This window comes from Rhizobiaceae bacterium (assembly GCA_023953845.1).
Classification (GTDB): Bacteria; Pseudomonadota; Alphaproteobacteria; order Rhizobiales; family Rhizobiaceae; genus Arvimicrobium.
Genome location: JAMLJC010000001.1, coordinates 1,707,086 through 1,732,769, shown reverse-complemented (window position 1 = coordinate 1,732,769; position 25,684 = coordinate 1,707,086). Strand labels below are relative to the sequence as shown.

The 25,684-nt window shown below is 65.5% G+C and carries 20 protein-coding genes and 1 pseudogene; 11 read left to right on the top strand and 10 right to left on the bottom strand.

The window, feature by feature from the left end; all coding sequences use genetic code 11:
- Window positions 1-32: 32 nt before the first annotated feature.
- Window positions 33-1,013, bottom strand: a complete 981-nt coding sequence (locus M9955_08590) for a bile acid:sodium symporter (protein MCO5081700.1) — start codon at window positions 1,011-1,013, stop codon at window positions 33-35.
- A gap of 170 nt (window positions 1,014-1,183) precedes the next feature.
- Here M9955_08590 and M9955_08585 point away from each other — a divergent pair, with 170 nt between their 5' ends.
- The 5 genes and pseudogenes from M9955_08585 (at window position 1,184) to M9955_08565 (ending at window position 6,834) form a co-directional block, all read left to right on the top strand.
- Window positions 1,184-2,437: a sarcosine oxidase subunit beta family protein gene (locus tag M9955_08585; protein MCO5081699.1), complete on the top strand. Its 1,254-nt coding sequence runs from the start codon at window positions 1,184-1,186 to the stop codon at window positions 2,435-2,437.
- Window positions 2,438-2,444: 7 nt separating this feature from the next.
- Window positions 2,445-2,714 (top strand): sarcosine oxidase subunit delta, encoded by a 270-nt coding sequence (locus M9955_08580; GenBank protein ID MCO5081698.1) that lies wholly within the window; start codon window positions 2,445-2,447, stop codon window positions 2,712-2,714.
- Window positions 2,711-5,590, top strand: coding sequence for a sarcosine oxidase subunit alpha family protein (locus tag M9955_08575; protein MCO5081697.1), 2,880 nt, complete (start codon window positions 2,711-2,713; stop codon window positions 5,588-5,590). Before M9955_08580 ends, M9955_08575 begins: the two co-directional genes overlap by 4 nt.
- The gene (locus M9955_08570; protein MCO5081696.1) at window positions 5,583-6,107 is read left to right on the top strand and encodes a hypothetical protein; all 525 of its coding nucleotides are present in this window, start codon (window positions 5,583-5,585) and stop codon (window positions 6,105-6,107) included. Before M9955_08575 ends, M9955_08570 begins: the two co-directional genes overlap by 8 nt.
- Before the next feature lie 50 nt (window positions 6,108-6,157).
- Window positions 6,158-6,834, top strand: a pseudogene (locus M9955_08565) (TetR/AcrR family transcriptional regulator).
- Between the two features lie 113 nt (window positions 6,835-6,947).
- Here M9955_08565 and M9955_08560 read toward each other — a convergent pair.
- The 8 genes from M9955_08560 to M9955_08525 all read right to left on the bottom strand — a co-directional run bounded on the left by M9955_08560 (window position 6,948) and on the right by M9955_08525 (window position 17,161).
- Window positions 6,948-8,483, bottom strand: a complete 1,536-nt coding sequence (locus M9955_08560; protein MCO5081695.1) for a trimethylamine methyltransferase family protein — start codon at window positions 8,481-8,483, stop codon at window positions 6,948-6,950.
- Window positions 8,484-8,533: 50 nt separating this feature from the next.
- On the bottom strand, window positions 8,534-10,561 hold the full coding sequence (locus M9955_08555) for a CocE/NonD family hydrolase (GenBank protein ID MCO5081694.1): 2,028 nt from the start codon (window positions 10,559-10,561) through the stop codon (window positions 8,534-8,536).
- 14 nt (window positions 10,562-10,575) lie between these two features.
- Window positions 10,576-11,583, bottom strand: coding sequence for an ABC transporter ATP-binding protein (locus M9955_08550; GenBank protein ID MCO5081693.1), 1,008 nt, complete (start codon window positions 11,581-11,583; stop codon window positions 10,576-10,578).
- Entirely contained in the window at window positions 11,580-12,566 is a 987-nt protein-coding gene (locus M9955_08545) for an ABC transporter ATP-binding protein (GenBank protein ID MCO5081692.1), read from the bottom strand. Before M9955_08545 ends, M9955_08550 begins: the two co-directional genes overlap by 4 nt.
- On the bottom strand, window positions 12,563-13,435 hold the full coding sequence (locus M9955_08540; protein MCO5081691.1) for an ABC transporter permease: 873 nt from the start codon (window positions 13,433-13,435) through the stop codon (window positions 12,563-12,565). The genes M9955_08545 and M9955_08540 overlap by 4 nt, the downstream gene beginning before the upstream one ends.
- Entirely contained in the window at window positions 13,428-14,375 is a 948-nt protein-coding gene (locus M9955_08535) for an ABC transporter permease (GenBank protein ID MCO5081690.1), read from the bottom strand. Before M9955_08535 ends, M9955_08540 begins: the two co-directional genes overlap by 8 nt.
- Window positions 14,376-14,420: 45 nt before the next feature.
- Window positions 14,421-15,980 (bottom strand): ABC transporter substrate-binding protein, encoded by a 1,560-nt coding sequence (locus tag M9955_08530; protein ID MCO5081689.1) that lies wholly within the window; start codon window positions 15,978-15,980, stop codon window positions 14,421-14,423.
- Window positions 15,981-16,168: 188 nt separating this feature from the next.
- Entirely contained in the window at window positions 16,169-17,161 is a 993-nt protein-coding gene (locus tag M9955_08525; protein ID MCO5081688.1) for a dipeptidase, read from the bottom strand.
- A gap of 239 nt (window positions 17,162-17,400) precedes the next feature.
- On the opposite strand from M9955_08525, the gene M9955_08520 reads away from it, so the two are divergent.
- Together M9955_08520 and M9955_08515 are read left to right on the top strand one after the other, a co-directional pair.
- Window positions 17,401-19,392 (top strand): prolyl oligopeptidase family serine peptidase, encoded by a 1,992-nt coding sequence (locus tag M9955_08520; protein ID MCO5081687.1) that lies wholly within the window; start codon window positions 17,401-17,403, stop codon window positions 19,390-19,392.
- 2 nt (window positions 19,393-19,394) lie between these two features.
- Window positions 19,395-20,657: an FAD-binding oxidoreductase gene (locus tag M9955_08515; protein MCO5081686.1), complete on the top strand. Its 1,263-nt coding sequence runs from the start codon at window positions 19,395-19,397 to the stop codon at window positions 20,655-20,657.
- Between the two features lie 10 nt (window positions 20,658-20,667).
- On the opposite strand, the gene M9955_08510 is transcribed toward M9955_08515, so the two are convergent.
- Window positions 20,668-21,561 (bottom strand): LysR family transcriptional regulator, encoded by an 894-nt coding sequence (locus tag M9955_08510; protein ID MCO5081685.1) that lies wholly within the window; start codon window positions 21,559-21,561, stop codon window positions 20,668-20,670.
- Window positions 21,562-21,686: 125 nt separating this feature from the next.
- Here M9955_08510 and M9955_08505 point away from each other — a divergent pair, with 125 nt between their 5' ends.
- The 4 genes from M9955_08505 (at window position 21,687) to M9955_08490 (ending at window position 25,682) form a co-directional block, all read left to right on the top strand.
- Window positions 21,687-23,024, top strand: a complete 1,338-nt coding sequence (locus M9955_08505; GenBank protein ID MCO5081684.1) for an aromatic ring-hydroxylating dioxygenase subunit alpha — start codon at window positions 21,687-21,689, stop codon at window positions 23,022-23,024.
- Between the two features lie 382 nt (window positions 23,025-23,406).
- Window positions 23,407-24,147 carry a FadR family transcriptional regulator gene (locus M9955_08500; protein MCO5081683.1) on the top strand — a complete coding sequence of 247 codons (741 nt, stop codon included), beginning with the start codon at window positions 23,407-23,409 and terminating at the stop codon, window positions 24,145-24,147.
- Complete coding sequence (locus M9955_08495; GenBank protein MCO5081682.1) at window positions 24,144-24,587, top strand: VOC family protein; 444 nt, start codon at window positions 24,144-24,146, stop codon at window positions 24,585-24,587. Before M9955_08500 ends, M9955_08495 begins: the two co-directional genes overlap by 4 nt.
- Before the next feature lie 42 nt (window positions 24,588-24,629).
- A complete protein-coding gene (locus tag M9955_08490; GenBank protein MCO5081681.1) occupies window positions 24,630-25,682 on the top strand; it encodes an ABC transporter substrate-binding protein in 1,053 nt (350 codons plus the stop codon).
- Window positions 25,683-25,684: the final 2 nt, after the last annotated feature.

The window sequence follows — 25,684 nt, the reverse complement described above, 5'->3', positions numbered from 1 at the left end:
TGCCAAGCGGCCGCGACGCGCAGCGGAAAGGTTCAGGTGGCCGTATCGTCCCGCGCCCGATCCCTGGCGGCCATGCGCTGCGCAATGGCGACCGAAAGGAACAGCTGGAACTGGTGATAGAGCATGAGCGGCAGGATAATCAGGCCGGTCGCGTGGCCGACGAAAAGGATGTTGGCGATCGGCACGCCGCTGGCGAGGCTTTTCTGCGCGCCGCAGAACAGGAAGCTCACCCCGTCGGCGCGCGAGAGGCCGGAAAGCCGGCTCATCCGGCCGATGACCAGCATCACGACGATCAGCAGCGCCAGATCGGCGGCGACGAGCACCGCGAGAGTGGCCGCATCGAGACGGCTCCATATGCCGGCGACCATTCCGGCGCTGAAGGCGGAATAAACGATCAGCAGTATCGAGCCGCGATCCGCGACGAGCGTCAGCATCCTGTTGCGCCCGATCCAGCCTTCGATCACCGGCCGGGCGATCTGTCCGGCGACAAAGGGCAACAGGAGCTGGACACATATCCAGAGCGCGGAGCCGGCATTCAGCTCAAGGGAATCGGTCGACAGGAGCAATGCGGCGAGCAGCGGCGTCAGCACCACGCCGAGCATGTTGGAAAGGGAGGCGGCGCAGATCGCCCCGGGCACATTGCCGTTCGCCATGGCCGTGAGCGCGATGGACGATTGCACGGTGGACGGCAGGATGGCGAGGAAGAGAATGCCGGTGACGAGGTCTTCTGGCATCCACGGCCCGGTCAGATACGCCAACCCGAATCCGAGCAGCGGAAACAGCCCATAGGTCGTGACGAAAATCAGCGTCTGGAGCCGCCAGTTCGCCATGCCCGCAACCACCGCCTGCGTCTTCAGCTTCGCGCCATAGAGGAAGAAGAGCAGCGCGACTGCGAAATAGCTGATCTGCGAGACGATCGTCGCGGCCCGTCCGGATACAGGCAGGATCGCCGCCAGCGCGACGGTCGCGATGAGCAGCAGCATATAGGGGTCGATGGGCAGCTTCTTCAGCATCGTCGCCGGTGAAAGAGCAGAAGGGACAGCGCCTTCCTAGACTATCGTCAGGACATCGGGTAGGCGCGACGAGCGTAATGGACATGAGTGTCCATTACTTCTAGGATCGGTGTCGTCTGAAGCGCCTCAGAGGCGTTGCGGCCCCGCGCAGATGGACATAACAGTCGAGCATGACAAAACGCTATTCGGCACTATCTCTGTTCAAGGAAGGGCTGGCCGGCCAGACCGGCTGGGAGCCGGCGTGGCGTTCGCCTGAGCCCAAGTCGAAATACGACGCCATCATCGGCGGCGGCGGCGGTCATGGTCTGGCCACGGCATACTACCTGGCGAAGAACCACGGCGTCACCAATGTCGCGCTGCTGGAAAAGGGCTGGATCGGCGGCGGCAACACCGGCCGCAACACGACCGTCGTGCGGTCCAACTACTTCTATCCCGAAAGCGCTGCGATCTACGGCCTTGCCCATACGCTCTACAGAGGGTTGTCCAGGGACCTGAATTATAACGTCATGATGTCGGAGCGCGGCATCCTCACCCTCGCGCACAGCGAGGCCGGAATGGAGACGGCGGCACGAAGCGTCAACGCCATCCAGATCAACGGCATCGACTGCGAGCTTTTCTCGCGCGAGGACGTGAAGCGCGTCGTGCCGATCTACAATTTCGCACCGGATACACGCTATCCGGTCTTCGGCGGGACGTGGCAAGCCAGCGGCGGCACAGCGCGGCACGACGCCGTCGCATGGGGTTATGCGCGCGCGGCAAGCCGGCTCGGCGTCGACATCATCCAGAATTGCGAGATCACGGATTTCATCGTGGAAGGCGGCCGCTGCCGTGGCGTCATAACCGCGCGCGGCCCCATCCGCGCCGAACGCACGGGCATGGCAGTGGCGGGACATTCCTCCGTGCTGGCGGCGAAGGCCGGCTTCCGCCTGCCGGTCAACTCCTACGCGCTGCAGGCATGCGTCTCCGAACCGGTGAAGCCGATCCTCGACACCGTGGTGATCTCGCCGGACACGGGCGTCTATGTCAGCCAGTCCGACAAGGGCGAGATGGTGATCGGCGGCGCGCTCGACCGCATCCCGTCCTATGCCCAGCGCGGCAATTTGCCGGTGCTGGAAGGCGTCATCGCCGGCATGCTCGACATGTTCCCGATCTTCGGACAGCTGAAGATGATGCGGCAATGGGCGGGCATCGTCGACGTGGTCCCCGACTCCTCGCCCATAATCGGCGAATCGCCGCTGCCGGGCCTGTTCATGAATTGCGGCTGGGGCACCGGCGGTTTCAAGGCCATCCCCGCAGGCGGCACGCTGCTCGCGCATCTGCTGGCGACGGGCAAGCATCACGACATCAGCCGGCCCTTCGATCTCGACCGGTTCATCACCGGGCGCCTGATCGACGAGGCCGCCGGCTCCGGCATCGCGCATTGAGGCGAACATGCAGCTTTTCCCCTGTCCTTTCTGCGGCCCGCGCGACGAAGCCGAGTTTCACTATGGCGGCGAGGCCGGCAATGCGCGGCCTGACGGTGTCGACGCGCCGGCCGATCGCTGGGCGAACTATCTCCACATGCGCGACAATCCGAAGGGCGCGACGCGCGAGATCTGGGTCCATCTCACCTGCGGCGAGTTCTTCGTGATGGAACGTGACACGGTAAGCCATGCCGTCGCCGGTTCTGCGGCTCTTGACGGTGCGGAGCACGGGGCGTGAGCGCGGCGCGTCTCGCCAGCGGCGGCAGCGACATCGACCGCAGCAAGCCGCTGACCTTCAGCTTCGACGGCCGCACGGTCGAAGGCTTTGCCGGCGACACCATCGCCTCCGCCTTGCTCGCAGGCAATCAGAAGATCGTCGCGCGCAGTTTCAAGTACCACCGCCCGCGCGGCATATGGGGCGCCGGCGTCGAGGAGCCGAACGCGCTGGTCGACATCGAGACGACGCGCGGGCATATCCCCAATGCGCGCGCGACGACGCTCCCTGCCGAAAACGGCGTGACGGTGAAAAGCGTCAATGCGACGCCGACCGCACTTTCCGACCGCAACGCGTTCCTCGACCGTTTCGCGCGCTTCATTCCGGCGGCGTTTTACTACAAGACCTTCATGTGGCCGGACTGGCACCTGTTCGAGCCGCGCGTCCGCGCCATGGCCGGTCTCGGCGTGGTCGACCCGGACTGGAAACCCGCCCGCCTCGCCGACCAGATCAACCATCATTGCGACGTGCTGGTGATCGGCGCGGGACCGGCGGGGCTCGCGGCCGCCGCGCAGGCATCCGACGCGGGCCATTCGGTCATACTTGTCGACGACGGCTCCCGTCCCGGCGGGTCGCTGCGCCACCGTGCCGGCGAGATCGACGGCGTGCCCGGCGCGCAATGGGCGGAACGCACGGTCGAGCGGTTGCGGGCGAAGGGCCATACGGTCCTGATCGGAACCACCGCCTTCGGCCTTTACGACCACAATCTCGCGGCGCTTAGCCAGCGCCATGACGACGGCCGGCCGGACACGCTTTGGCGCGTGCGTCCCCGCCGCATCGTGCTGGCCACGGGCGCGATCGAGCGGCCGATACCCTTCGCCGACAACGACCTGCCCGGAATCATGTCCGCTGATGCCGCACTCGCCTATCTGCGCCGTCATGCGGTGCTCGTCGGCCGGGAAATCGTCGTCGCCACCAACAATGACAGCGCCTACGAGCCCGCCGCCGCGCTCGCCGAGGCCGGCGCTTCGGTGACGCTGATCGATTGCCGCGCCGAGGCCGGCGTGACGGCGGCACCCGGAATCCGCGTGCTTGCAGGCCGCGCCGTTACCGCGGCGCGCGGACGGAATGCTGTCGATGGCGTTCATCTTGACGACGGTTCCGTCTGGCCAGCGGATTGCCTGCTCGTATCGGGCGGCTGGACGCCGACCGTGCATCTGTTCTCACAGGCGAAGGGCAGGCTGGCCTGGCGGGACGATCTGGCGGCCTTCGTTCCAGGTTCCGGGATCGACGGCATCGGCGTGGCAGGAGCGCTCGCGGGACATGTCTCCCTGTCCGACGTATTCGCCAGCGCAAGCGAGGCGCTTGGCGATTTCGGCTCCGCTTCAGCTGCCTCCCGCAGCACCGGACAGGAAGCCAGCCTCGGCACGGTCGCCCTGTGGCCGAAACCGAAGTCTAAAGGCCGCGTCTGGATTGACTACCAGAGCGACGTGACTGCCAAGGACGTGGAACTGGCGGCACGCGAGAATTTCGTCTCGGTGGAACATCTCAAGCGCTACACGACGCTGGGCATGGCCACCGATCAGGGCAAGACGTCCAATCTCAACGGTCTGGCGCTGCTGGCCGAGGTGACCAACCGCAAGATCGCCGAGGTCGGCACCACCACCTATCGGCCGCCTTTCACGCCGGTTCCGTTCGCCACCCTTGCCGGCACGCGGCGCGGCAGCCTGTTCGCGCCGGTGCGCCGCCTGCCTCTGGAGAATGTGCATCGCGCCGACGGCGCTGTCTTCCAGGAATATGGCGGCTGGCTGCGGCCCGCGCATTATGGCGCCGGCGATGCAGCCGCCGCGATCCAGGACGAGGCACTGCGTGCGCGGCAATCGGTGGCGCTGTTCGACGGCTCCACGCTCGGCAAGATCGAAGTGATCGGGCCGCAGGCGGCCGAGTTTGTCGACTTCATCTATTACAACACCATGTCGACGCTGAAGCCGGGCCGCTGCCGCTACGGCTTCATGTTGTCGGAGAATGGCGTCGTGTTCGACGACGGCATCCTGATGCGGCTCGACGAGCACCGCTTCGTCGTCTCCTGCTCCAGCTCGCACGTCGCTGCGGTGCATGCGCGGCTGGAGGAATGGCGCCAGGACCGTTTTGGCCGCGACGCCGTCTACATTCACAACGCGACCGCCGCACTGGCGACGCTGACTGTTTCGGGACCGCATTCGCGCAACCTGCTCGAAAAACTCGGCCTCGGCCTGCCGCTGGACGACGCGGACCTGCCGCATATGGCGGTCGCGACCGGCAGTTTTGCAGGGGAAGCCGTGCGGGTCGCCCGTGTCAGCTTCACCGGCGACCGCAGCTACGAGCTCTCGATCCGCGCCGACCGCGCCAAGGCGTTGTGGGCGGCGCTACGCGACGCAGGCAGGGCGCTCGACGCCGTCGTCATCGGGCTGGAAGCGCTGATGATCCTGCGTGCCGAAAAGGGCTATATCGTCATCGGCAAGGACACGGACGGCAACACGCTGCCGCATGATCTTGGCGTCGACGGTCCGCGGCAGAAACGCCAGACGGAGTTCGTCGGACGCCGTTCGCTCTTCACCGAAAACGCCGACCGGGCCGACCGCAACCAGTTCGTCGGCCTGACCGTCGCGGATGATGGCGGTCTTCTGCCGAACGGCGCGCATGGCGTCGAGCGCGCCAACGGCAAAAGCCGCAGCATCGGCTTCGTCACGTCGAGCTACCACAGCCCGACGCTCGGCCAGCCGATCGCGCTGGCGCTGATCGAACGCGGCTCGGCGCGCCACGGCGAGACCATCGAACTTCGCCATCTCGGGATGCTGCGACGCGCGATGATCGCGCCGCCCTGCGCCCTCGATCCGGAAGGAACGCGCCTCCATGCGTAATCTCGCCGAAAAATGGCCCGTTCCTCCGCGCTGGGAGGCCGCCGTGCTGCAACGCGACGATGTCACAGCAAGGACGGTGAGCGGCCTGAACCAGCTTCTGGTCAGCGGCGCGTTTGACGCCTGGAACCGCGCGTCCGGCATGTCCGGCGCAGGCGTCGGAGCGGCCGAAGTGGCAAGCGGCGATCGCTATGCGGTTCGCGTGGCGCGCGACAGGATGCTGGTCGTCTCGGAGCGGCCCCTGTCGATCGAGGCCGGCTGGCACAGTGAGGGATTTGCCGTCACTGCGATGGACGCGGCGCTGCATGTCTTCGAGATTTCCGGTGCGGGTGTCGACCGTCTGCTGGCGCGAGGCACCACGCTCGATCCGCGAAACGGAAGTCCTGCGGCGTCTCTGCTGTTCGCCGGCGTGAATGCAATTCTGTATCGTTTCGACAATGCCGGAAAAATACGTGTGCATGTCGATCGCGGTCTGGCGCCTTATCTCTGGGAATGGCTTGAACATTCCTCGTCGGTGTAGCAGCGTCGCCCTCGACATCACTTCTTCTTGCTGAAAGTCGTTCATTCCGGATGTTTTCGTCTCCCGTCGCCCAAGAAGGTGCCCAGCGCACCAGCCCAACGGGCAACGTCAAGGTCACGCGCGAGGACTGGCTGAACGGCGCGCTGGAAACCCTGATCTCGGAGGGGGTCGAAAGCGTCCGCATCCTCACGCTCGGGCAGCGCCTCGGCGTCTCGCGGTCCAGCTTCTACTGGTATTTCAAGAGCCGGCAGGATCTGCTCGACCAGCTTCTGGAATACTGGCGCAACAGGAACACGCGCGTCATTGTCGAGCGCGCCGCGCGCCCGGCCGCTTCCATCACCCAGGCTGTGCTCAACGTCTTCGAGTGCTGGGTCGACGACTCGCTGTTCAACCCGCGTCTGGATTTCGCCATAAGGGCCTGGGCGCGCCAGTCGCCGGACGTGCGCAAGACGGTCGAGGAGGCGGACGACAAGCGCGTCGGGGCCATCCGCGACATGTTCGAGCGCCACGGCTACACGGGCGTGGACGCCTCGTAAGGGCGCGCGTCCTGTATTTCGTCCAGATCGGCTATTATTCGCTCGAGATCGTCGAGCCGATGAGAAACCGGCTTTCGCTCGTGCCGGCCTATCTGCTCAGCCATACGGGACAGGAGCCCCGTGCCGGGGAAGTGGAAGCCTTTGCCGACTTCGTTCGGCGGGCAAATTCCCACGCCCGCAAGGCCGGCTAAGAGCATTTCCAGCAAAGTGTGAAGCGATTTTGCGTCCGGAAATGCGGCTGAAAAAGAGATAGAGCGATTCCACCGATTCCGTAAGACCGGAACCGCTCCGGGGCCGAGTCGGTCTACGATACGGGTGCGGCGCCGCCTTCCGCCGTACGGCGCGCGATGAACGCGTCGAGCCCATCGGCAACCGCCGCCGAGGCCGGCGGCTCGAATTCCGCCAGCCGCTTTTTCCAGATATCGGTGGCGCGTTCGGTCGCCGTGCGCGCGCCGGACTGCGTCCAGTTACCGAAATTCTGCCAGTCGGCGACCAGAGGCTCGTAGAAGGCGCTGCGATAGCGGCTCATCGTGTGCGTGGCCGCGAAAAAATGCCCGCCGGGCTGCACCTCGGCAATGGCGTCGAAACCGATCGCGTCCTCGTCACCGGGCGTTTCCCGGCAGAGTTCGGCGATCGTCTGCAGCGCTTCCAGATCCGTGATCAGTTTCTCGAAGGAGACGCTCAGACCTCCCTCCAGCCAGCCGGCGGCGTGGATGCAGACCGTGGCGCCGCCGAGCACGGAACCCCAGAGCGCGAACTGGCTTTCATGCGCGGCCTGCGCGTCGGACACGTTCGCCGCCGTGCCTCCGCCGGAGCGCCACGGCAGACCGAGATGACGGGCGAGCTGCCCGGCGCCGAGCGTCGCCTTGACATGCTCCGGCGTGCCGAAGGCCGGAGCGCCGGACTTCATGTCGACATTCGAGGAAAAGCTGCCGTAGACGACCGGGGCGCCGCGCCGCGAAAGCTGCGCCAACGTGATGCCGGCAAGCGCCTCGGCGTGCTGAAGCGTCAGCGCGCCGGCGACCGTGATCGGCGCCATGGCCCCGGCGAGGCAGAAGGGCGTGATGATCGAGACCTGCCCGGCGCGCGCAAAATCGATGATGCCCTGCGCCATCGGGATGTCGAGCTGGCGAGGCGAATTGGTGTTGATGACCGTGTAGCAATGCACGCGATCACGGAAGTCGTCCTCGGACAGCCCGCGCGCCAATCGGATCATCTCGAAACCGTCCGCGACCTGCGGTGTGCCACGGGCGAAGACGAATGGCAGCTTGTCCGACAGCGTCAGCTGCGCGCGGTTCACCGCATAGTGGCGGAAGCGCATGTCGATGTCCTGCGGCTCGACATAGGCGCCTTGCATCTGCAGCACGTCGAAGCCCTGGACGAGCCGCACGAAATCCGCGAAGTCCTGAAGCGTGCCGGCGCGGCGGCCGCGCTCGCGGTCGGTCGCGTTGGGCGCGCCGCTCCCACCGATGAAGGTGAGGACGCCCGGTTCGAGCGTCAGGTCGCGCTCGCGCGAACCGGCATGGCAGCGGATCGAACGCGGCGCGGCGGCGAGAGCGGCGGCGACCAGATCACGGCCGGTCCTGACCATCTGCGTGTCCTCGTCGACCAGCGCGCCGCCCGCAGCAAGGATGGCGCGGGCCTCTGGCAAGAGCACGCGCATGCCGAGCTCTTCCAGCACGCGCAGCGACGTCTCGTGGATCGCGGCGACCTGATCGTCCGAAAACACGCGCTGCGGCACGAACGGGCTGCGCAGTGTGTGATAGTCCGGCTTGCGCGAAGGCGCCTCGCTTCCGCCGGCGTTGCGCCCGCGGCGGCGACCGATGCGCGTGCCCTCCAGAACGGCGTTCACGATCCTGCTCCTCCCTTCGCCGGCTATCCGCCCTGCGTTCAGTTCAGGTCGCGGGGAAACTCCCTGACCTCGTCGCGGTCGAGCACCAGTTCGTCGCCGGCATGGGCGACGATATGGGTTTCCATGCGCCAGACGTCGCGCAGCGCGCGCACCGTCGCCGAGACGGAAATTCGCACGTTCCAGTCGCCGCGCGCATAGGACTTATCCCAGGTAACTGTCCCGCGTGCCGAGTTCGGGTCGTCGGGATGCACGATGAACTTTTCGGTCTGCCGCGCCGACAGGGTGATGCCCGTATGCGGATGCCGCACCGTGCCGGCGTCGCTGACGACCGAATAGGTGGTTTCGCCGGTGATCTGGTTGGTGGCGACATCGCGCCGGAAGGGTTCGCCGGCCTTGATCACCTCCTGCGCCATCGGCTGGGCGCTTTCCGGCCCCTCGAATGCCTTGAGCGTCGCGTCGAGCGGCTGTGCCGCCCGCACCGGCAGGATCAGCCTGCTTTGGGCGCAGTGGATCGACAGCGTCGTCTTTTCAGGCGCGGGGAACACGATCGGCCAGTGCCCGGTCGCAACGGCGAGCCTGATGCGCTGACCCTTCTCGAAACGCTGGCCGCAGCATCGCAGCTTCATGCGCACCGTTTCTACCCTGCCGGGCGTCATCGGCGCGAGATCGAGATCGTCATGCCGGTGCGTGAGGTTGAGGATGCCGTAGCTGACGCGGGCCGCCGCGCCATCCTCCTGCACCAGCGAGAGCGTGGCCGAGATCAGCGCCACTGGCTTGTCGGAGACGAGCGTCACCTCGAATTCCGGAAAGCCGAGAATCTCCACCGCTTCCTCGAGCGGCGCCGTCTCGAAGACGAGGGCGTTGCCGGCTTCCATGCGCTGGTCGACCGGCAGCATCGGCGTGACGCCATAGCCGCACCATGCGCCGGACGACAGGCCAGCCGTCTGCGGCGAGCAGATGGAGAGGACGTCGTCGCCGCCCCTGCCCTTGACCAGACTGCCCGGAGCGAGGCCGAAGGACAATTCGCCGACGCCTGGTCCGGGCCATGACGGCTCCGCCACCCAGCGGCCGGGACGCTCGTCATAGATCGCGGCGGGTGCGGCCGGCTCCTGTATCCAGGCGCGCAGCATGGGCTCGTCGGCGATCCCGGTGTCGATGCCCTTCAGATACTGGTCCCACCAGCGCAGGCACTCCTTGAGGAAGCCCATACGCGGCCCGGGCATGGCGAAATGCGGGTATTTGTGGCCCCACGGGCCGATCAGGCCCTTGCGGATGCCCGGCAGGCCTTCGAGCATGCGGAAGATCGGATTCGGATAGCCGTCCGCCCAGCCGCCCACCGCGTAGACCGGCACCTCGACATCGGCATAGTCCTCGCAGATCGAGCCGTGCTTGTAGAACTCGTCGCGGCGCTGGTGCTCGAACCAGTCCTGCATCCAGATGCCGTTTCCCTTGAGCCGGCCTTCCCACAATTCGCGCCAGCGGTCGCCGACGATCGCAGGGTCCGGCGGCGTCATGGCGATGGCCCAGGCCGTCGTCCCCCAGATGAGGTTGTCGCACATCTGGGCGCCGCCGAGATAATGTACGTCGTCATTGTAGCGGTCGTCGGTCGAGCAGAGCGAAATGACGGCTTTCAGCGCAGGAGGACGGCGCGCGGCGACCTGCAGGCCGTTGAAGCCACCCCAGCTGATGCCGATCATGCCCACGGTGCCGGAGCACCATGGCTGCTGCGCCAGCCATTCGATGACGGCGACGGCGTCGTCCTGCTCCTGCTTGAGATATTCGCCCTTGCACAGGCCTTCGCTGTCGCCGGCGCCGCGCATGTCGACGCGCACGCCGGCATAGCCGTGGCCTGCGAAATAGGGGTGGGTGAGCGCGTCGCGCTCCACCGTTCCGTCACGCTTGCGATAGGGAAGGTATTCCAGGATGGCAGGCACCGGATCGACCTCTGCGTCCTCCGGCAGCCAGATGCGCGCCGCGAGCTTCACGCCGTCCGGCATCGGAATCCACAGATTCTCGATCTCGCGCACCTTGCGCGGAAACTCGGTGACCACGCGGATGTCGTCCATTGCAGATCGTCCTTCTAGATTGCGGTGTGCGCCTCGGCGGCGGATCGAGCATTCAACGGGAAATGGCAGGTCAGCCGGCTGGCGCCGACGACCGACGACATGGGGGCGTCCAACGCGCAGATGTCGCGCACGAAGGGGCACCGGGTGTGGAACTCACAGCCGGACGGCCGCTCAAGCAGCGACGGCACCTCGGCCGGCAGCGCGATGCGATCGTGCACCTTGTCCGGGTCAGGCTCCGGATTGGCCGACAGCAGCGCCGCCGTATAGGGATGATGCGGCGCGGTGAAGATCGCTTCCGTCTCGCCTTCCTCGACGAAACGGCCGAGATACATCACCGCCATGCGGTCGGCGATCTGCCGCACCACATGCAGATTGTGCGTGATGATCAGCATGGACAGGCCCATGCGGTCGCGCAGATCGTTGAGCAGGTTCAGCACCTCGCCCTGCACCGAAACGTCGAGGCCGGCGGTCGGCTCGTCGGCGATGATCAGCACAGGATCGAGCGCCACGGCGCGTGCGACGCCGACGCGCCGCGCCTGTCCGCCCGAAAGCTGGTGCGGATAGCGGTCGGCAAAATCGCGCGGCAGGCCGACAAGGGCGAGCAGGCGCATCACCTCGGCATTGACGTCGCGGCCGGACAGGCGATGGATCGCGAAGGGCTCGGCCAGCAGCGAACGCACGCTGAGCCGGGGCGACAGCGACCCGACCGGGTCCTGGAACATCATCGACATGCGCCGCCTCAGCGGCGTCCATTCGGCTGCCGGCAGACTGCGCAGTTCGCGGCCCTCGAAGCGTACCGAACCGGCAGCGGACTTCTGCAGCCCGTTGACCGCCCTCGCCAGCGTGGTCTTGCCGGAGCCGGACTCGCCAACCAGAGCGAAGGTGCGGCCGCGCTCCAGCGTGAAGCTGACGCCCGCCACCGCTTCGATTTCCGTCGGCTGGCCGGCAAGCGCCGCCATGAAGCCGCCAATGCGGAAGCGGACCTTGAGGTCGGAAACGGAAAGCAGCGGCTCGCCGGTCATGCGACTGCTCCAATGGCGAGCGAGCGGTCGGTGTGCCAGCAACGCGCGACATGCCCCTCGCCGATGACGGCATCCGGCGGCATGGTCGAGCATATGGCATCGGCCAGCTCGCAACGCGCCTGGAAGACGCAGCCCTCGGGACGGCGCCTCAGATCGGGCAAGGTGCCCGGAATGGTCGGCAGCCGCGCGGCGCGGTGCGAAAGCCGCGCCGGATCGCAGGCCAGGAGCTTGCGCGTGTAGGGATGGCGGGCATTGTGGAAGATGTCCCGCGTCGAGCCGCGCTCGACCACCTCGCCCGCATACATCACGATCATCTCGTCGCAGAGTTCGGCAATGACGCCGAGATGATGGGAGATGAAGAGCACGGAGCAGCCGAGCTGCTGCTGGAGCTCCTTCAGGAGCTCGATGATCGTCACTTCGAGCGTCGCGTCTAGTGCGGTCGTCGGCTCGTCGGCGATCAGCAGAGACGGCTCCATCATCAGCGCCATGGCGATGGCGATACGCTGCTTCATGCCGCCGGAGAATTCGTGCGGAAACTGCTCCAGCCTTTTCTCCGGGTCCGGAATACGGACCTTGCGCAGCATGGCGACGGAGCGGGCGTCCTTCTCCCGGCGCGACAGGTTCGAGCGGTACTGGATGTCGCGCATCTGCCGGCCGACCGACAGCACCGGATTGAGCGCGCCCATCGGGTCCTGGAACACGGTCGCGATCTTCTGCCCGCGCAGGGCGCGCATCGCCACAGGATCGAGCCGGACCAGATCCTGCCCGCCCTCGAACGCTATCCGGCCAGACGTGATCTCGCCATTGTCGGCGAGCAGCCCGAGAATGGCGTTGATGAGCGTGGACTTGCCGCAGCCCGACTCGCCGACGACGCCGACGATGCGGTTTTTCGGCACGGTCAGGTTGACCTTCTTCAGCGCCTGCAGCGTTCCGGCTTCCGTGGCGAAGTCGACGCTCAGGTCGCGGATGTCGAGGACGGTCATACGCGTCCTCTCAGCCTCGGGTCGAACACGTCGCGCAGCGTCTCGCCGAGGAAGGTGAAGCCGAGCGTGGTGAGCACGATCGGCAGGCCTCCGGCGATCACGATCCAGTAGGAATCGCGGATGTTGGCGAAGCCGTCATTGAGGATCGAACCCCAGCTCGGCATGGGCGGACGAACGCCCAGACCAAGGAAGCTCAACCCCGCCTCGATCGCCACCACGACGGGGATGTCCATCGACGCCAGGATCAGGATGGGGCCGATGACGTTGGGCAGTATGTGCACACCGAGTATCCGCGCCGTGCCGGCGCCCATCGAGCGCGCCGCCATGACATGTTCGGCGGATTTCATCACCAGCGTCTGCGTGCGGATGATGCGGGCGTAGCCGGGAACGCTGACCAGCACCACGACGACCACCACTGCGAGCAGGGACGGACCGGTGAGCGTGACCAGCGTCAGCGCCAGCATCACCGTCGGAAAGCTCTTCACCGCGTCGAACAGAAGCAGCAGTATGTTGTCCAGCCAGCGCGGCCCGTAGCCCGCGATCAGGCCGAGCACGATGCCCATCACGAGCGACGCACCGGTCGCGCCCACCGCGATCGCCAGCGCGATGCGGCCGCCATGCAGCACGCGCGAGAAGAGGTCGCGACCCAGATGATCTGTGCCAAGAAGATGCGTCAGGCTCGCCGGCGCGAAACGCTCGGCAGGCGAGAGCTTCGCCGGCGGATAGCTGGTCAGAACGTCCGCGAACAGGGCCGACAGAACGACAAGCACGACAAGCACCAGGCCGAGCGCGCCGAGCGGTTCGCGGAGAATGCGCCTGACGACGCGGCTCGCTCCTGGGAACCGCGCCCGCGGCGGCCGATCAGTCAAAACTTGCTCTGACACGGGGATCCAGCACACCGATGACGATATCGGCGAGAACGTTGACGACGACGAAGAAGACGGTGGTGACGAGGACGGCTCCTGTGACGATCGGATAGTTGCGCACCGATATCGCCTCATAGACGAGCTTGCCGATGCCCGGCCGCGCAAAGACGATCTCGGCGAAGACGGAGGACGACAGCATGTGCCCGATGCCGACACCGAGCAGGGTGATCGTCGGCAGGATGGCGATGCGCAGCGCGTAGGAATAGGTGATGCGCCTGTCGGTCAGGCCGAAGGCGCGGGCCGTGCGGATGTGGCTCGCCTCCAGCGTCTCCAGCATGGAGGCGCGCACCATGCGCGCGATGTAGCCGACCCAGCCGAGACCGACCGCAAGCGACGGCAGGACCAGGTGCTTCAGGCGGCTGGCCACATCTCCCGGCTCACCGGCGCCGATGGCCGGCAGCCACTGCAACGCCACGGCGAACACCAGGAGCGAGTAGATGGCGATGACGAAGGACGGCACCGCGATCACCGCGACGGAGAGTACGCCGATGACCCGGTCGACGAAGCCGCCGCGCTTGACCGCCGCGATGCAGCCGAGCGGGATGCCGAGCAGCACGGACCATGAGATCGCGCCGGCAATCAGAGCCAGCGTGAAGGGCAGCTGCTCGAAGACGACGGTGAGCACGGGCCGGCCGGACAGGACTTCGGTGCCGAGATCGCCCCGGAACGCCGAGGTGTAGAATTTGAGGAACTGCATCCAGATGGGCTGGTCGAGCCCCATGCGCACGCGCAATGCCTCGATCATCTGCGGCGATGCGCGCGGACCCAGCGCGACCGACGCCGGATCGCCCGGGATCACATAGACCATGGCGAACAGCATCATCATCGCGACGCTCACGATGACGATGCCGAGGCCCAGTCGCTTGAGTGCGTAGCGGAGCATCTCAGGCCTTGCCCGATCCGCCCCGCGCCGTGCCTGCCGGGGTCATCAGGCGGGTTTGAATTCCGCGAAGACGGGTTCGCCGTTGGGCTTCAGGCCCGCGGCGACGCTGTTGCGGTACATGACGCCGGCAACCTCGTGCGTGAGGAAGACGTAGCAGCCGCTCTCCTCCATCAGGTCCTGCATCTTCTTGTACATGGCGTCGCGCTTGGCGTCGTCGAGCTCGACCTTGCCGGCGGTGACGAGATTGTCGAACTCCTCGCTGTCAAAACTCTCCCAGTTCCAGACGCCGATCTGGCTGCGGGTGAACCATTCCGTCGCCCAGCTCGGATCGGGCTGCATGGAGAAGCGCTGCACAACCATCTGCAGCTTCTTGTGGTATTCGTTCTCCTTGGAGCCCAGCGTCCAGAACGTGCCGCTGTCATTCTGCTTGATCTCGACGTTGAGGCCCACATCCTGCAGATTGGCCTGGATGACCTGGGCGGCGGTGAGGCGCTCGGTCTTGTTGAGGATGTCGAGAACCACGGTCTGGCCGCTGATGCCGGCGGCTTCGATCATCTGGCGAGCCTTGTCCGGATCGTAGTCGTAAAGGTTCTTTTCGCGATGGCCGATAAGGCCCGGCGCGATAATGCCGGTCGAGGTCGCTGCGGCCCCGAAATACGCCGCGTCGACCACGGCCTTGCGGTCCACGGCATACTGGACGGCGCGGCGGACGTCCGGATTGTCGAACGGCGCCACCGCCTTGTTCATGCCGAACCAGACGAAGGCCAGCGACGGCTTCTCGACCACCGTCGTGTCTGCCGGAGGCGTCTGCTTCAGGCGCGAGATCGAGGAGACCGAGGTCCAGGTGTAATCCAGATCGCCGGCCTCGTAGCCGAGTTCGGCCGTCTTCTCGTCCTCGATCGGATGGATGTGGATCTCGTCATAGCCGCCCTGCTCATATTTCCAGTCGGGATTGCGGACCAGCACGGTACGCTGCTTCGGCAGCCATTCCTTGAGAAGATAGGGACCCGACTGCGCGACTGCGGTGACGCCGAGCTTGCCGCCGGCTTCGGTCACCGCGCGCTTGGAGAGGATCGTGCTGGAGGGTGTCGGAAGCGTCGAGGTCCATAGCGGCGCGAAAGCTTCCTTGAGATGGATGAGGCCGGAAAGCTTGTCCTTGATCTCCACCTCCTTCAGCGTCGCCCAGTCGCCGGCATAGGGCGACTCGTTCTTGGGATCGGCGATGCGCTCGATCGAGAACTTCACGTCTTCCGTCGTCAACTGGCCGAAGCCGTCGGTGAAGCCGATATTGTCGCGCAGCTTGAAGGAGATTGTCAGCGGGTCGAGCTGCTCGATCGTCTCGACCGCCATGGGCTTCCAGCCCCATTTGTCGCCGGACGTCGCCACGACCAGACCGGCGAAGATGACGTTGGTGATGTCGCCTTCCGGCGCCGCCAGACGGTAGGCCGGATCGAGTATCTGGATGTCGGCATAGGAGCGCACCTTGAGGATCGATCCCGCGGCCTGCGAGCGACCGGTCGGATAGATCAGGGAGGCGAGACCGAGGGCGCCGGCGCCCGCAAGTACCGTACGGCGAGAAACGTTGGTGTTGGCAAGTTCGCTCATGTTCGACCCTCTCGATTATGACGCGCCGCGGCGCCTTTGGTTTGACATTCCGGTGCCTCCGTCCGGACCGCCTTATGCGCTTAGCGTGCGCTTTCCGGACACCCATGTCCAGTCAAAAAAACGCGCAAATCAAGCCGATCGGGAACTGAAAATCCCTCGCGGCCCGAGGCATGAGGCCGGTCACAAGCCTATCTCCAGATCTCGCGCGCCAGCCGCATGAAGTTACCGCCCATGACGTCGCGCACCGTCCGTTCGGGCTGGCCGCGGCGCAGCAGCACCTCGACCAGTTCGCGCATCTGCGCCGGCGCGGCGTAGGTGGTCGCGCCGGCAGGATACTCGTTCTTCGGCCAGAATTGCGGGTTGTCGGCGATGACGGTGTCGATGCCCTCGATCTCGACGGGGAAGGCATAGTCGAGACCGATGCCGACATGGCGTGGCCCGGCGAGGTCTATGAGGTATTCGACATGGTCGGCAAGCCGCTCCGAATCCGTGCGGTTCTCGCCGAGGAAACGGTTGAGTCCTACAACGCCGATGATACCGCCGGTGCGCGCGCAAGCCCTGATCTGCTCGTCGGTGATGTTGCGGCCATGACCGCACAGCGCCTTCGGATTGGAGTGCGAGAAGATCACCGGGCGGTCGGTGTATTCCATCACGTCCATGGTCGTGCGGTAGCCGGTATGGGTGACGTCGACGAACATGCCGAGCCTGTTCATCTCATCGATGACCTGCCGGCCGAAGGCGGTCAGGCCGATGTCCTCGTCATGGCAGCCGCCGCCGGCGAGATTGTTGCGGTTGTAGGCGAACAGGATCTGCCGCACGCCGAGATGATGATAGAACTCGACCATCTCGATCCGGCCGTCGAGCGCGTTCATCCCCTCGATGTCGAAAGTTACCGCGAGCCTGCCCGCGCTCTTCGCGGCCAGGATTTCATCGGCGGATGAAACCAGTGCGTATTCCGAGGGCCGAGCGAGAATCCAGTGCCGGAATGCGGCAAGCGTGGCGACCGTCTTCTCCCACGGCAGCAGGTCGAAACCGACGTCGATGGAAAGATAGTCGACGCCCGCGTCGAGCCAGATCCGCAAATTGTCGAGATCGGCGGCCGGGTCGGGCATGAAGCCGGAATGCGCGTCCCAGATCACTTCGCCGTCGAGGATCGACTGGACTTTCTCTGCGATGCTCACGGTCTTGGCCTCTTTCGTCTGGAGCCGGCTTCAGGCCGATGTCTGCATCTGGAGCGTTTCCGGTCAAGCAATCGCGATCTAGCGGGCGGCTCTGGATCAATCCATTGTACACTCGTGTCTAGACAACGCGTGAGGCGTGGGTATCCTGAAGCGTGGCGCAAGGGAGCGATTGCCGCTCGGCGCGAGGAGGCGCCCGCAATGGAAAAGCACAGCGCGGCAGGAAATCGGGGAAGCGCTCGATGAAGCCGGATTTCCGGTCATCGCCGGAATACGAAGCGGTACTGGCTTTCTACCGCGACCTTTTCGGGTTGAACGGGCATGTCTTCGGCGCGCGCAGCCTCTGCGGCCATACGACAGGCGAGCATCTTCATTTCATTGGCCAGAGCTTTGCGGAAGGTTTCGAAGACGGCGTTTCGAACCGCCTCTACAGCGTGGCGCGCGATGGCGGCGCGCCGGTTTGCCTCAACGACCGCGAGACAAGGCAGATCCGCCTGTCGCCCGACGGCAGAACACTTGCCGTGGCGGCCGCTACCGACGATGCGGGCGTCGATGGCATAGAATTGTGGTCTGGAGCCGCGCGCATCGCCACCGGCCGCGTTCCTGGCCGCATCGAGCAGATCGACTGGTCGCCGGACGGCCAAAAGCTGCTTCTGGTCGTGGCCGGGCAGGGCGCCGATCTCGCCGGCATCCATGGCGGCTATGCGCAGAAGCACAAATCGGACGCGCCCGCCTGGCTCCCGGAGGTGGCGTGGGGCGAAGGCGACGAATTGTGGCGCCGGATCTGGGTCTGGTCTCTGACCGGAGATCCTGTCCCTCTCACCGGCGCTCCTCTTAATGTCTGGGAGGCGAGCTGGTGCGGTTTGGAAAAAATCGTTGCGATCACCAGCGATCACCATAGCGAGGGCAGCTGGTACGCCGCCCGGCTATCGCTGATCGATATCGCCTCGGGCATGGCAACCACGCTGCATACGCCGCCGGACCAGCTCGGCGTGCCGCGCGGGTCGCCGGATGGAAAACACATCGCCGTCATCCGGGCCTTCTGCAGCGATCGCGGTCTCGTCGCCGGACAACTCACGCTGATTGACTCTGAAAACGGCAGCGTCGGGACCGTGGCGACCAAGGGCATCGACATCACGTCGATCGAGTGGCGCTCCGCCACGCGCCTGCATCTGGCCGGGCTGCGCGGCCACGAAACCGTCGTGGCCAACTACGATCTTGCCGACGGACGAGTGGCCGAAATCTGGTGTTCGACGGAGTTGACGTCGGGCGAGTGGGTGCCGACCGCCTTTCCGGTCGGAGAGACCGGGACGCTGCTTGTGGCGGAATCCTGGTCGCGAGCGCCGCTCCTCGCAAAAGCCGACGAGAACGGCTTGCGGGAGATCGCCTCCCTCGCCGCGCCGCAGGCTGAAGCCGCGATGAAGAATCGCGGCGTCATGGAGCCGTTCACCTGGACGGCGCCTGACGGAATGGAGATCGATGGCTGGCTGCTGCGTCCGTCGCGGGCGAGCGGACCCGCGCCGCTTCTCGTCGACATCCATGGCGGGCCGGTCTCGGCGCACCGGAACCGATGGGCGGCGCGGACGCGCGCAGCGCCGATCCTCGCCGCGCTTGGCTGGGCGATCCTCTTCCCCAACCCGCGCGGCAGCACCGGGCGCGGCGACGCCTTCGCCCGCGCCGTCAAGGGGGACATGGGCGGAGCGGATGTCGGCGACATACTGAGCGGCATCGATGCGCTGGTTGCGAAAGGATGGGTCGATACGGACCGGGTCGCCATCACCGGCACCAGCTATGGCGGCTTCATGTCCGCATGGCTGCCGACGCGCAGCGACCGGTTCGCGGCAGCGATCCCGATCTCGCCCGTCGGCGACTGGTATAGCCAGCACCGCACCACGCAGATTCCCGAATTCGACGCGCTGTTCCTCGAATCGTCCCCCTGGCAGGAGGGCGGAGCCTACTTTTCGCGAAGCCCCGCCTTCTTCAGGCAAAAGGCGAAGGTCCCGACACTGGTCATGGCCGGCGGCATCGACAAGAGCACGCCGCCGTCGCAGGCGCTGGAATGCCATTTCGCCGCCCTGCGTTCCGGCTCGCCGAGCGCGCTGGTCACTTATCCGAATGCGGGGCACAGCGTCCGCACCTATCCGGAATATCTCGATTCCGCCGCCAGAATCGTCTGGTGGCTCGAAACCCATGTGAACGGACATAACCAGTCCCCCACCATCCGAGGAGCATGACAATGGCCGCAACAGGGAATGGAAAGCGCATCGTGGTGGTAGGCGGCGGCATCATCGGCTGCTCCGCCGCATATCATCTGCTGAAGGCTGGCGTGAAAAACGTCACGCTGCTGGAAGCCGTTGCGCCGGGCAAGGCGACCACCGGGGCCGGCGCCGGCTTCGTCTCGCACTGGTCGGCAGGCATGATCCCGGTCGGCGGGGAAGGGCTGAAGCTTCAGCAATACGGGCTCGACTTCTACCGCATGCTGCACGAACTCGGGCGGATGGAAATCGGCTACCGCCCGAACGGCACGCTGATCATGGCGCTTACCGAGCAGGGCCGCGAGGATTTCGTGGCGCCGGTGCTGAACTCCCCCTATGCGCCGAAGGAGATGCAGGATCTCGATGCCAGGCAGATCGGCGAAAAGATGGGCGGGCTGGTCGATCCGGCGCGCGTCCACTCCGGCGCCTACAATCCGCACGGCATCCAGGTCGACACGACGCTGGCCATGCGCGTCCTCGTCGGCGAGATCGAGCGTCTTGGCGGCGTCGTGAAGAGCGGTGTTCGCGTCACGTCCATCAGTGACGAGAGCGGCAGGGTCACGCTCGAAACCAGCGGCGGCGCGGTCGAGGCCGACGGCGTCGTGATTGCGGCCGGCGCATGGAACAACGAGGTTCTGGCGAGCCTCGGCTGGCAACTCCCCATGCTGCGCGTCGTCGCGACCCGCGTCGTCACCGACGATCGCGGCCTGCCCTCCACCCTGCCGACGATCCAGTGCCGGGAACTCCGCCTCTGGCTGCGCGAGACCTTCGGCGCCATCATGTGGGGCACGGGCAGCCACTACACGCCGCTCCATCGGCTCGGCCAGCAAGACGTGGAACCCGGCCAGCCGCGCGATGCCGCGCTCATGCAGTCGATGGTCGATCAGCAGATGGAAAAGCTGCAGCAAGTGTTCCCGCCGCTGCGCGGCTCGAAAGTCGCCAGCTGGGCGCAGGGCGTTCCCTGCTACACGCCGGATGTCGGCCTGTTCATCGATCACGTGCCCGGCTGCGAAAACGTCGTCGTTGTCGGCGGCGACAATGAATCCGGCGTCAGCCATGGTCCCGGCCTCGGAAAGCTGGCCAGCGAAATCCTGCTCGGCACGGAACGCTTCGTCGATCCGACGCGCTTCCGCGTCGACCGCTACGCGCGCCACGCCTTCGCCAGCGAAGCGGATGTCGAGGCGTCCATGCCGGCATGGAGCGCGCGCCACGGCGCAAAACGCTTCGCCACCGCCGCGGAATAGCCGCGCCCGCTCAGCGCGTCGCGGCGCTGTCGAGCAGAGCCTGCGCCACGGCCTGAACCGTCGCGTTCGTCTTCCTGCGGGTGAGCAGGTAGAAGGCATCGTCATGACGGCGCGACGCTTCGGTCAGCCGCACGAGCTGGCCGAGCTTGAGCTGCTCCTCGACGAAACCCGCCCAGGCGAGTGCCGCGCCGCGTCCGGCGATCGCCTCGTGCATCATCGGCAGGTAACTGGAGAAGGTCGGCCCCGGGAGGCTCCGCTCGGTGCCGATCCACGATCGCCAGTTGTCGATCGCATCGGCGGGCGCGGCGAGATGCAGCAGCGGTACGTCGAGGAACACGGCCGGATCTTCGGATCGCAGCGCGGGATGGCGTTGCAGGAAGGCCGGCGAGCAGACGGGAAACCACTCGCCGTCGAAGAGTTTCCGCGCGACGAAGCCCGGCCATTGCTCGGGCCGCCCGAAACGGATGGAGATCGCCACTTCCGGCCGACCGAAATCGTCCGGATCGCTTGAGGTGAGCAGCGTCACGCGGCCATGCGTCACCAGCGAGGTGACGAGATCGAAGCGCGGCATCAGCCATGCCTGGACGAGATCGTAGCCGCTGCCGATGACGAATGTGTCGCGGTCCGGCTCGGACAGGCGCTCGACGGCATCGCGGATCGTTCCGAACCCATCGCGGATTGCCTCTGCGAGGACGCCGCCTTCCTCGGTGAGAGCGACGCGGTTGCCCTTGCGCGACAGGAGCTCGACCGCCAGCCGCCTTTCGAGATTGGCGATGTGGCGGCTCACCGCCGACTGCGCGATCGCCAGTTCCTGCGCCGCCACCGTGAGGCTGCCGTGGCGGGCCGTCGCCTCGAAAGCGACCATGGCGTTGAGCAGGGGAAGGGATGCCTTCAGCGTCTTCATTGTGGCGCGGATGCTATTCCATGCCTTTTCGAGATGGAAGCCTGCCAAAATCATGCTTGATGATGGGAAGTCTTCGCCGCAACTCTGATGAAAAGTCATTGTCGAGCCAGCCGCCGGAGATTTCCATGCCCGCTAGCGAAAAGGCCTTGTCGGCCATTGACCGGAATCGCGTCATCCGCCTCATCGACGAACACCGCAAGGACTGGTCGCTGCAGCAGCCCTTCTATCTGGACCCGGACATTTTCGAGCTGGAGCGGCAGCTCTGGTTCCCCCGCCAGTGGGTGATCGTCGCGCATGCCAGCGAGTTGCCGGAGAAGGGCAGCTACATTATCCGGAACCTCTTCGACGAGGAGATCATCGTCGTGCGCTTCGGCGACGGCGACGAGGATATCGCCGCCTACTACAATGTCTGCACCCATCGCGGTTCGCGGCTTTGCGTCAAGGACGGGCGCGGGCGGCTGCTCGTCTGCCCCTATCACGCATGGTCGTTCCGGCTGACAGGCGAATTGCAGACGCGGCGCGACCTGCCGGAAGGAGTCGATCCCGATGAGCTGGGACTCCACAAGGTTCCGACGAAAACGTTCGGAGGATTGGTGATGTGCGGGCTCGAAGAGTCGAGCCTGCCGAACATCGAGCCGGCTGCGGACGGGCTGACGGAACTGCTGCGCGAGAACGGCGTGCCGAACGCGCGCATCGTCGCCCGCAAGAACTACCTGACCAAGGCCAACTGGAAGCTGGTGCTGGAGAATTTTCTCGAATGCTACCACTGCCGTCCGGCGCATCCGGAATATTTCCGGGTGAACGGCCATGTGAAGGTCACGGCCATGCGCGACGAGTACAAGGCGAAGGAGTGGCAGGAAGAGATCGACGCCTGGCACAGCGTCATCGGCGACGCCGAGTTCCACAAGGGCATATGGGAGCCCGGCGATCTGGACACCATGCCTTTCGCCATGCATCGCAAGCCGATCGGCTCCGGCCGCCTGACGCTGTCGGACGACGGCCAGCCTGTCTCGTGCCTGATGGGCGGCCGCAAGAGCTATGATGGCGGCGAGAACGGCTTCCGCATCGGGCGCCTCTCCTTCCTCAGCGCGCCGAACGACTACCTGACGATGTTCCAGATGATGCCGCGCAGCGCCAACGAGACGGATGTCGTCATCACCTGGCTTGTCGACAAGGACGCCGCCGCGGATGTGGATGCGGACAAGATCTCGTGGATGTGGGATGTGACCACGGTGCAGGACAAGAAGATCACGGAAGACAATGCCGAAGGCATCGCCTCCCGCGTCTATCGGCCGGGGCCTTACACGCCGCTGGAATCGCAGACGGCGTTCTTCATCGAGACCTACCTGTCGCAGATGCGCACGCTGGTCACCGGTGAGCGCAAAGAACGTCAGGAGGAATGGGCCGCGCCGTCGCAGCTCTTCGCCTCGCCGAAAGCCGCTTGCAGTACGCGTCGGCTGTAGAAGCCGGTGCCTCTGCGGGGCGCGGATGGGACTGCTGCCTGATGAAGCAGGAAGCTCTTTCCGGGCGGATATCCGTAACATCCCGCTGAATGAGCGGACGATTTCAGCCGATGTTGCACCAGCAAACCTTGGTCGCTGGAATATCGCCTGCGGAATTCATTCGGCCCTGAATCGCCGACCGCGGAAGCAGGGCCGCCGAGCGATTTCGTCAAATCCATCCGCTGCCATAGTCCGCACCACGGCATAACCCTTTGTCATAAATGCGGATTTTCCGCGAGCTACATAAGCTGACGCCAACAGCGCGCCAAACGTCAACGGGTACTTGCTAAGTTGTAGGATGACCGGGTAACATGAAAACCATCTGGGCCTGACGGGAACCCTCATGAAGCAACGATCTCCGATGATCGGCGTCGTCGACGCCCTGCCGAGCCAGGTCGCTTCGCTGCTGTCGAAGGAGATCGAGAGGAAGCAGCTCCTGCCCGGCCATCGCCTTCCGACGGAACAGCAGCTCGCCGACCGTTTCGGGGTCAGCCGCAACGTCGTGCGGGAGGCTGTGGCTCAGCTGAGAGCCGACGGCCTCGTCGAAGCACGGCAGGGTGTCGGAGCTTTCGTCCTGGCGCCGGAGCAGCGCGCCGCCATCCGCATCGACCGGGAAGCGCTGAAGGACGTCGAGAACATGGAGCGGCTGTTCGAGCTCCGCTGCATCCTCGAATCGCAATCGGCCGCTCTGGCGGCCGAGCGGCGCAACGACGACCATCTGACGAGCATCAAGGCGGCGCTCGACCGCATGAGCGGCGAGGAGAAGTGGGAAGACGGCAGCATCGATGCCGATCTGGCCTTCCATCGCGAAATCGCGCGGGCGACCGGAAACAACTACATTCACACCTTCATTTCATTCGTCTGCGAGCAGATCCGTCATACGATCCAGTATGCGCGGTTGACGAACCCCCTTCACGATCTCGTGGAAGTCAATGTCGGCGAGCATGTGCGCGTCTACGAGGCCGTGGTCGCCGGAGACGCGGTCGCCGCAGAGAAGGCCATGCAGGCGCACATCATCGGCGCCGCGAAGCGCGTGGGTGTCGACATCAGGCCGGCGCGCAAGAAAACCACGAAAGGTAAATGACCATGGCTTTCGGCACCGAAAAGCGCATTTCCGACATATGCCTTCTGGTGGAGGACATCGAGCGGACCGTGAGGTTCTATGTCGACAAGCTGGGTTTCCGATTGCGTCGCCGCGCCGAAGGGTTTGCGGATTTCCACGGCGCCGGCGTCACGCTCGCGGCATGGGAGCTCGACCATATCAACCAGCACACGGGCGTCTCCAACCTGCGCTCGCCCAAGGGCGCGCACAAGGCCTGCGTGGCCGTCCGGCTCGATGACCCGGCGGAGATCGACCGTCTTCATGCGGAGCTTTCGGCCAAAGGCGTCACCTTCTACGGCGAGCCTGCGAACTACGTCTGGAACGCCCGCTGCGCCTATTTCACCGACCCCGACGATACGCTGTGGGAGCTCTACGCATGGCTTGAGGGCGGGCCGGGCGACTATCACGACGAGCAGCCGTAACCGCCGGACACCGATAACCACAAACCTCAGAGGAACGGAACGATGAATGTGACCACGCACTGCACGCCAAGCCGCCGCAGCTTTCTGAAGACCGGTGCCGCGGCCCTCGCGGCGTTCGCGCCGGGAATGCAGCTTATCCTGACGCCGGGCGCGCGCGCCGCCGGCAAGGTCGTCATCCAGTATGACTGGCTGATGTCCAACGGCCAGATCGGCGATATCGCGGCCGTGGCCAACGGCTATTTCAAGGAGGCCGGGCTCGATGTCGAATTCAGCCCCGGCGGCCCCAATTCCGCGACTGTGCCGCCGGTCGTGTCCGGCAGCGCCCAGCTCGGTCAGTTCTCGGAAACGCCGCAGCTTTTTGCTGCACGGGCGAGCGGCGTGCCCGTCAAGATCCTCGCCTGCGGTTTCCGCACCGGCCCCTATGCGCTCACCTCGAAGCCCGGCAAGCCGATCAGGACGGCCGAGGACCTCAAGGGCAAATCGATCGGCATCCAGCCGACCGCGCGTTTCGTCATGGATGCTATCCTTGCGAAGAACGGTATCGATTCAGGCGACGTGAACGTCGTGAATGTCGGCTTCGACAAGGGGCCGCTGGTCAGAGGTGAAGTCGACGCCATCGGCGGATGGATCACCAACACGCAGGCGCTTTCCGTCGTCGGTGACGACCGCATCGATCTTCTGGTGCGCGATCTCGGGATCGAATCCTATGCCGATGTCTACTTCGCCACGGATGATGCGATCGCGAATGATCCGGAAACGCTCGCGAAATTCATCGGAGCGGTCGGCAAAGGCTGGGGACGGGTTCACGCCAATCCGAAGGAGGCCGTCGGGAAGATGGTGGAGGCTTATCCTGAGCTCGACCTGGGATGGGAAGAGAAGACGATCGATCTCGTCCTCAAACTCTCCTTCGACGACGATACCGCCAGGGACGGTTGGGGGACTTTCGATCCCGCCTCGATCGAGAACCAGATCGCGCTTCTGGACAAGGTCGGGCAATATCCCAACGGCCGTCCGAAAGCGGAGGACGTGCATACGACGAAGATCCTCGAGCTTTCGGCGGCCGAACGTCCGAAACTCGCCGCGCCGGGCGCCTGAAC

Coding starts and splice junctions, on each gene's coding strand:
- M9955_08590 (MCO5081700.1), bottom strand. CDS start 1,013: ATGCTGAAGAAGCTGCCCATCGACCCCTATATGCTGCTGCTCATCGCG.
- M9955_08585 (MCO5081699.1), top strand. CDS start 1,184: ATGACAAAACGCTATTCGGCACTATCTCTGTTCAAGGAAGGGCTGGCC.
- M9955_08580 (MCO5081698.1), top strand. CDS start 2,445: ATGCAGCTTTTCCCCTGTCCTTTCTGCGGCCCGCGCGACGAAGCCGAG.
- M9955_08570 (MCO5081696.1), top strand. CDS start 5,583: ATGCGTAATCTCGCCGAAAAATGGCCCGTTCCTCCGCGCTGGGAGGCC.
- M9955_08555 (MCO5081694.1), bottom strand. CDS start 10,561: ATGGACGACATCCGCGTGGTCACCGAGTTTCCGCGCAAGGTGCGCGAG.
- M9955_08550 (MCO5081693.1), bottom strand. CDS start 11,583: ATGACCGGCGAGCCGCTGCTTTCCGTTTCCGACCTCAAGGTCCGCTTC.
- M9955_08545 (MCO5081692.1), bottom strand. CDS start 12,566: ATGACCGTCCTCGACATCCGCGACCTGAGCGTCGACTTCGCCACGGAA.
- M9955_08535 (MCO5081690.1), bottom strand. CDS start 14,375: ATGCTCCGCTACGCACTCAAGCGACTGGGCCTCGGCATCGTCATCGTG.
- M9955_08530 (MCO5081689.1), bottom strand. CDS start 15,980: ATGAGCGAACTTGCCAACACCAACGTTTCTCGCCGTACGGTACTTGCG.
- M9955_08520 (MCO5081687.1), top strand. CDS start 17,401: ATGAAGCCGGATTTCCGGTCATCGCCGGAATACGAAGCGGTACTGGCT.
- M9955_08515 (MCO5081686.1), top strand. CDS start 19,395: ATGGCCGCAACAGGGAATGGAAAGCGCATCGTGGTGGTAGGCGGCGGC.
- M9955_08510 (MCO5081685.1), bottom strand. CDS start 21,561: ATGAAGACGCTGAAGGCATCCCTTCCCCTGCTCAACGCCATGGTCGCT.
- M9955_08505 (MCO5081684.1), top strand. CDS start 21,687: ATGCCCGCTAGCGAAAAGGCCTTGTCGGCCATTGACCGGAATCGCGTC.
- M9955_08500 (MCO5081683.1), top strand. CDS start 23,407: ATGAAGCAACGATCTCCGATGATCGGCGTCGTCGACGCCCTGCCGAGC.
- M9955_08495 (MCO5081682.1), top strand. CDS start 24,144: ATGACCATGGCTTTCGGCACCGAAAAGCGCATTTCCGACATATGCCTT.
- M9955_08490 (MCO5081681.1), top strand. CDS start 24,630: ATGAATGTGACCACGCACTGCACGCCAAGCCGCCGCAGCTTTCTGAAG.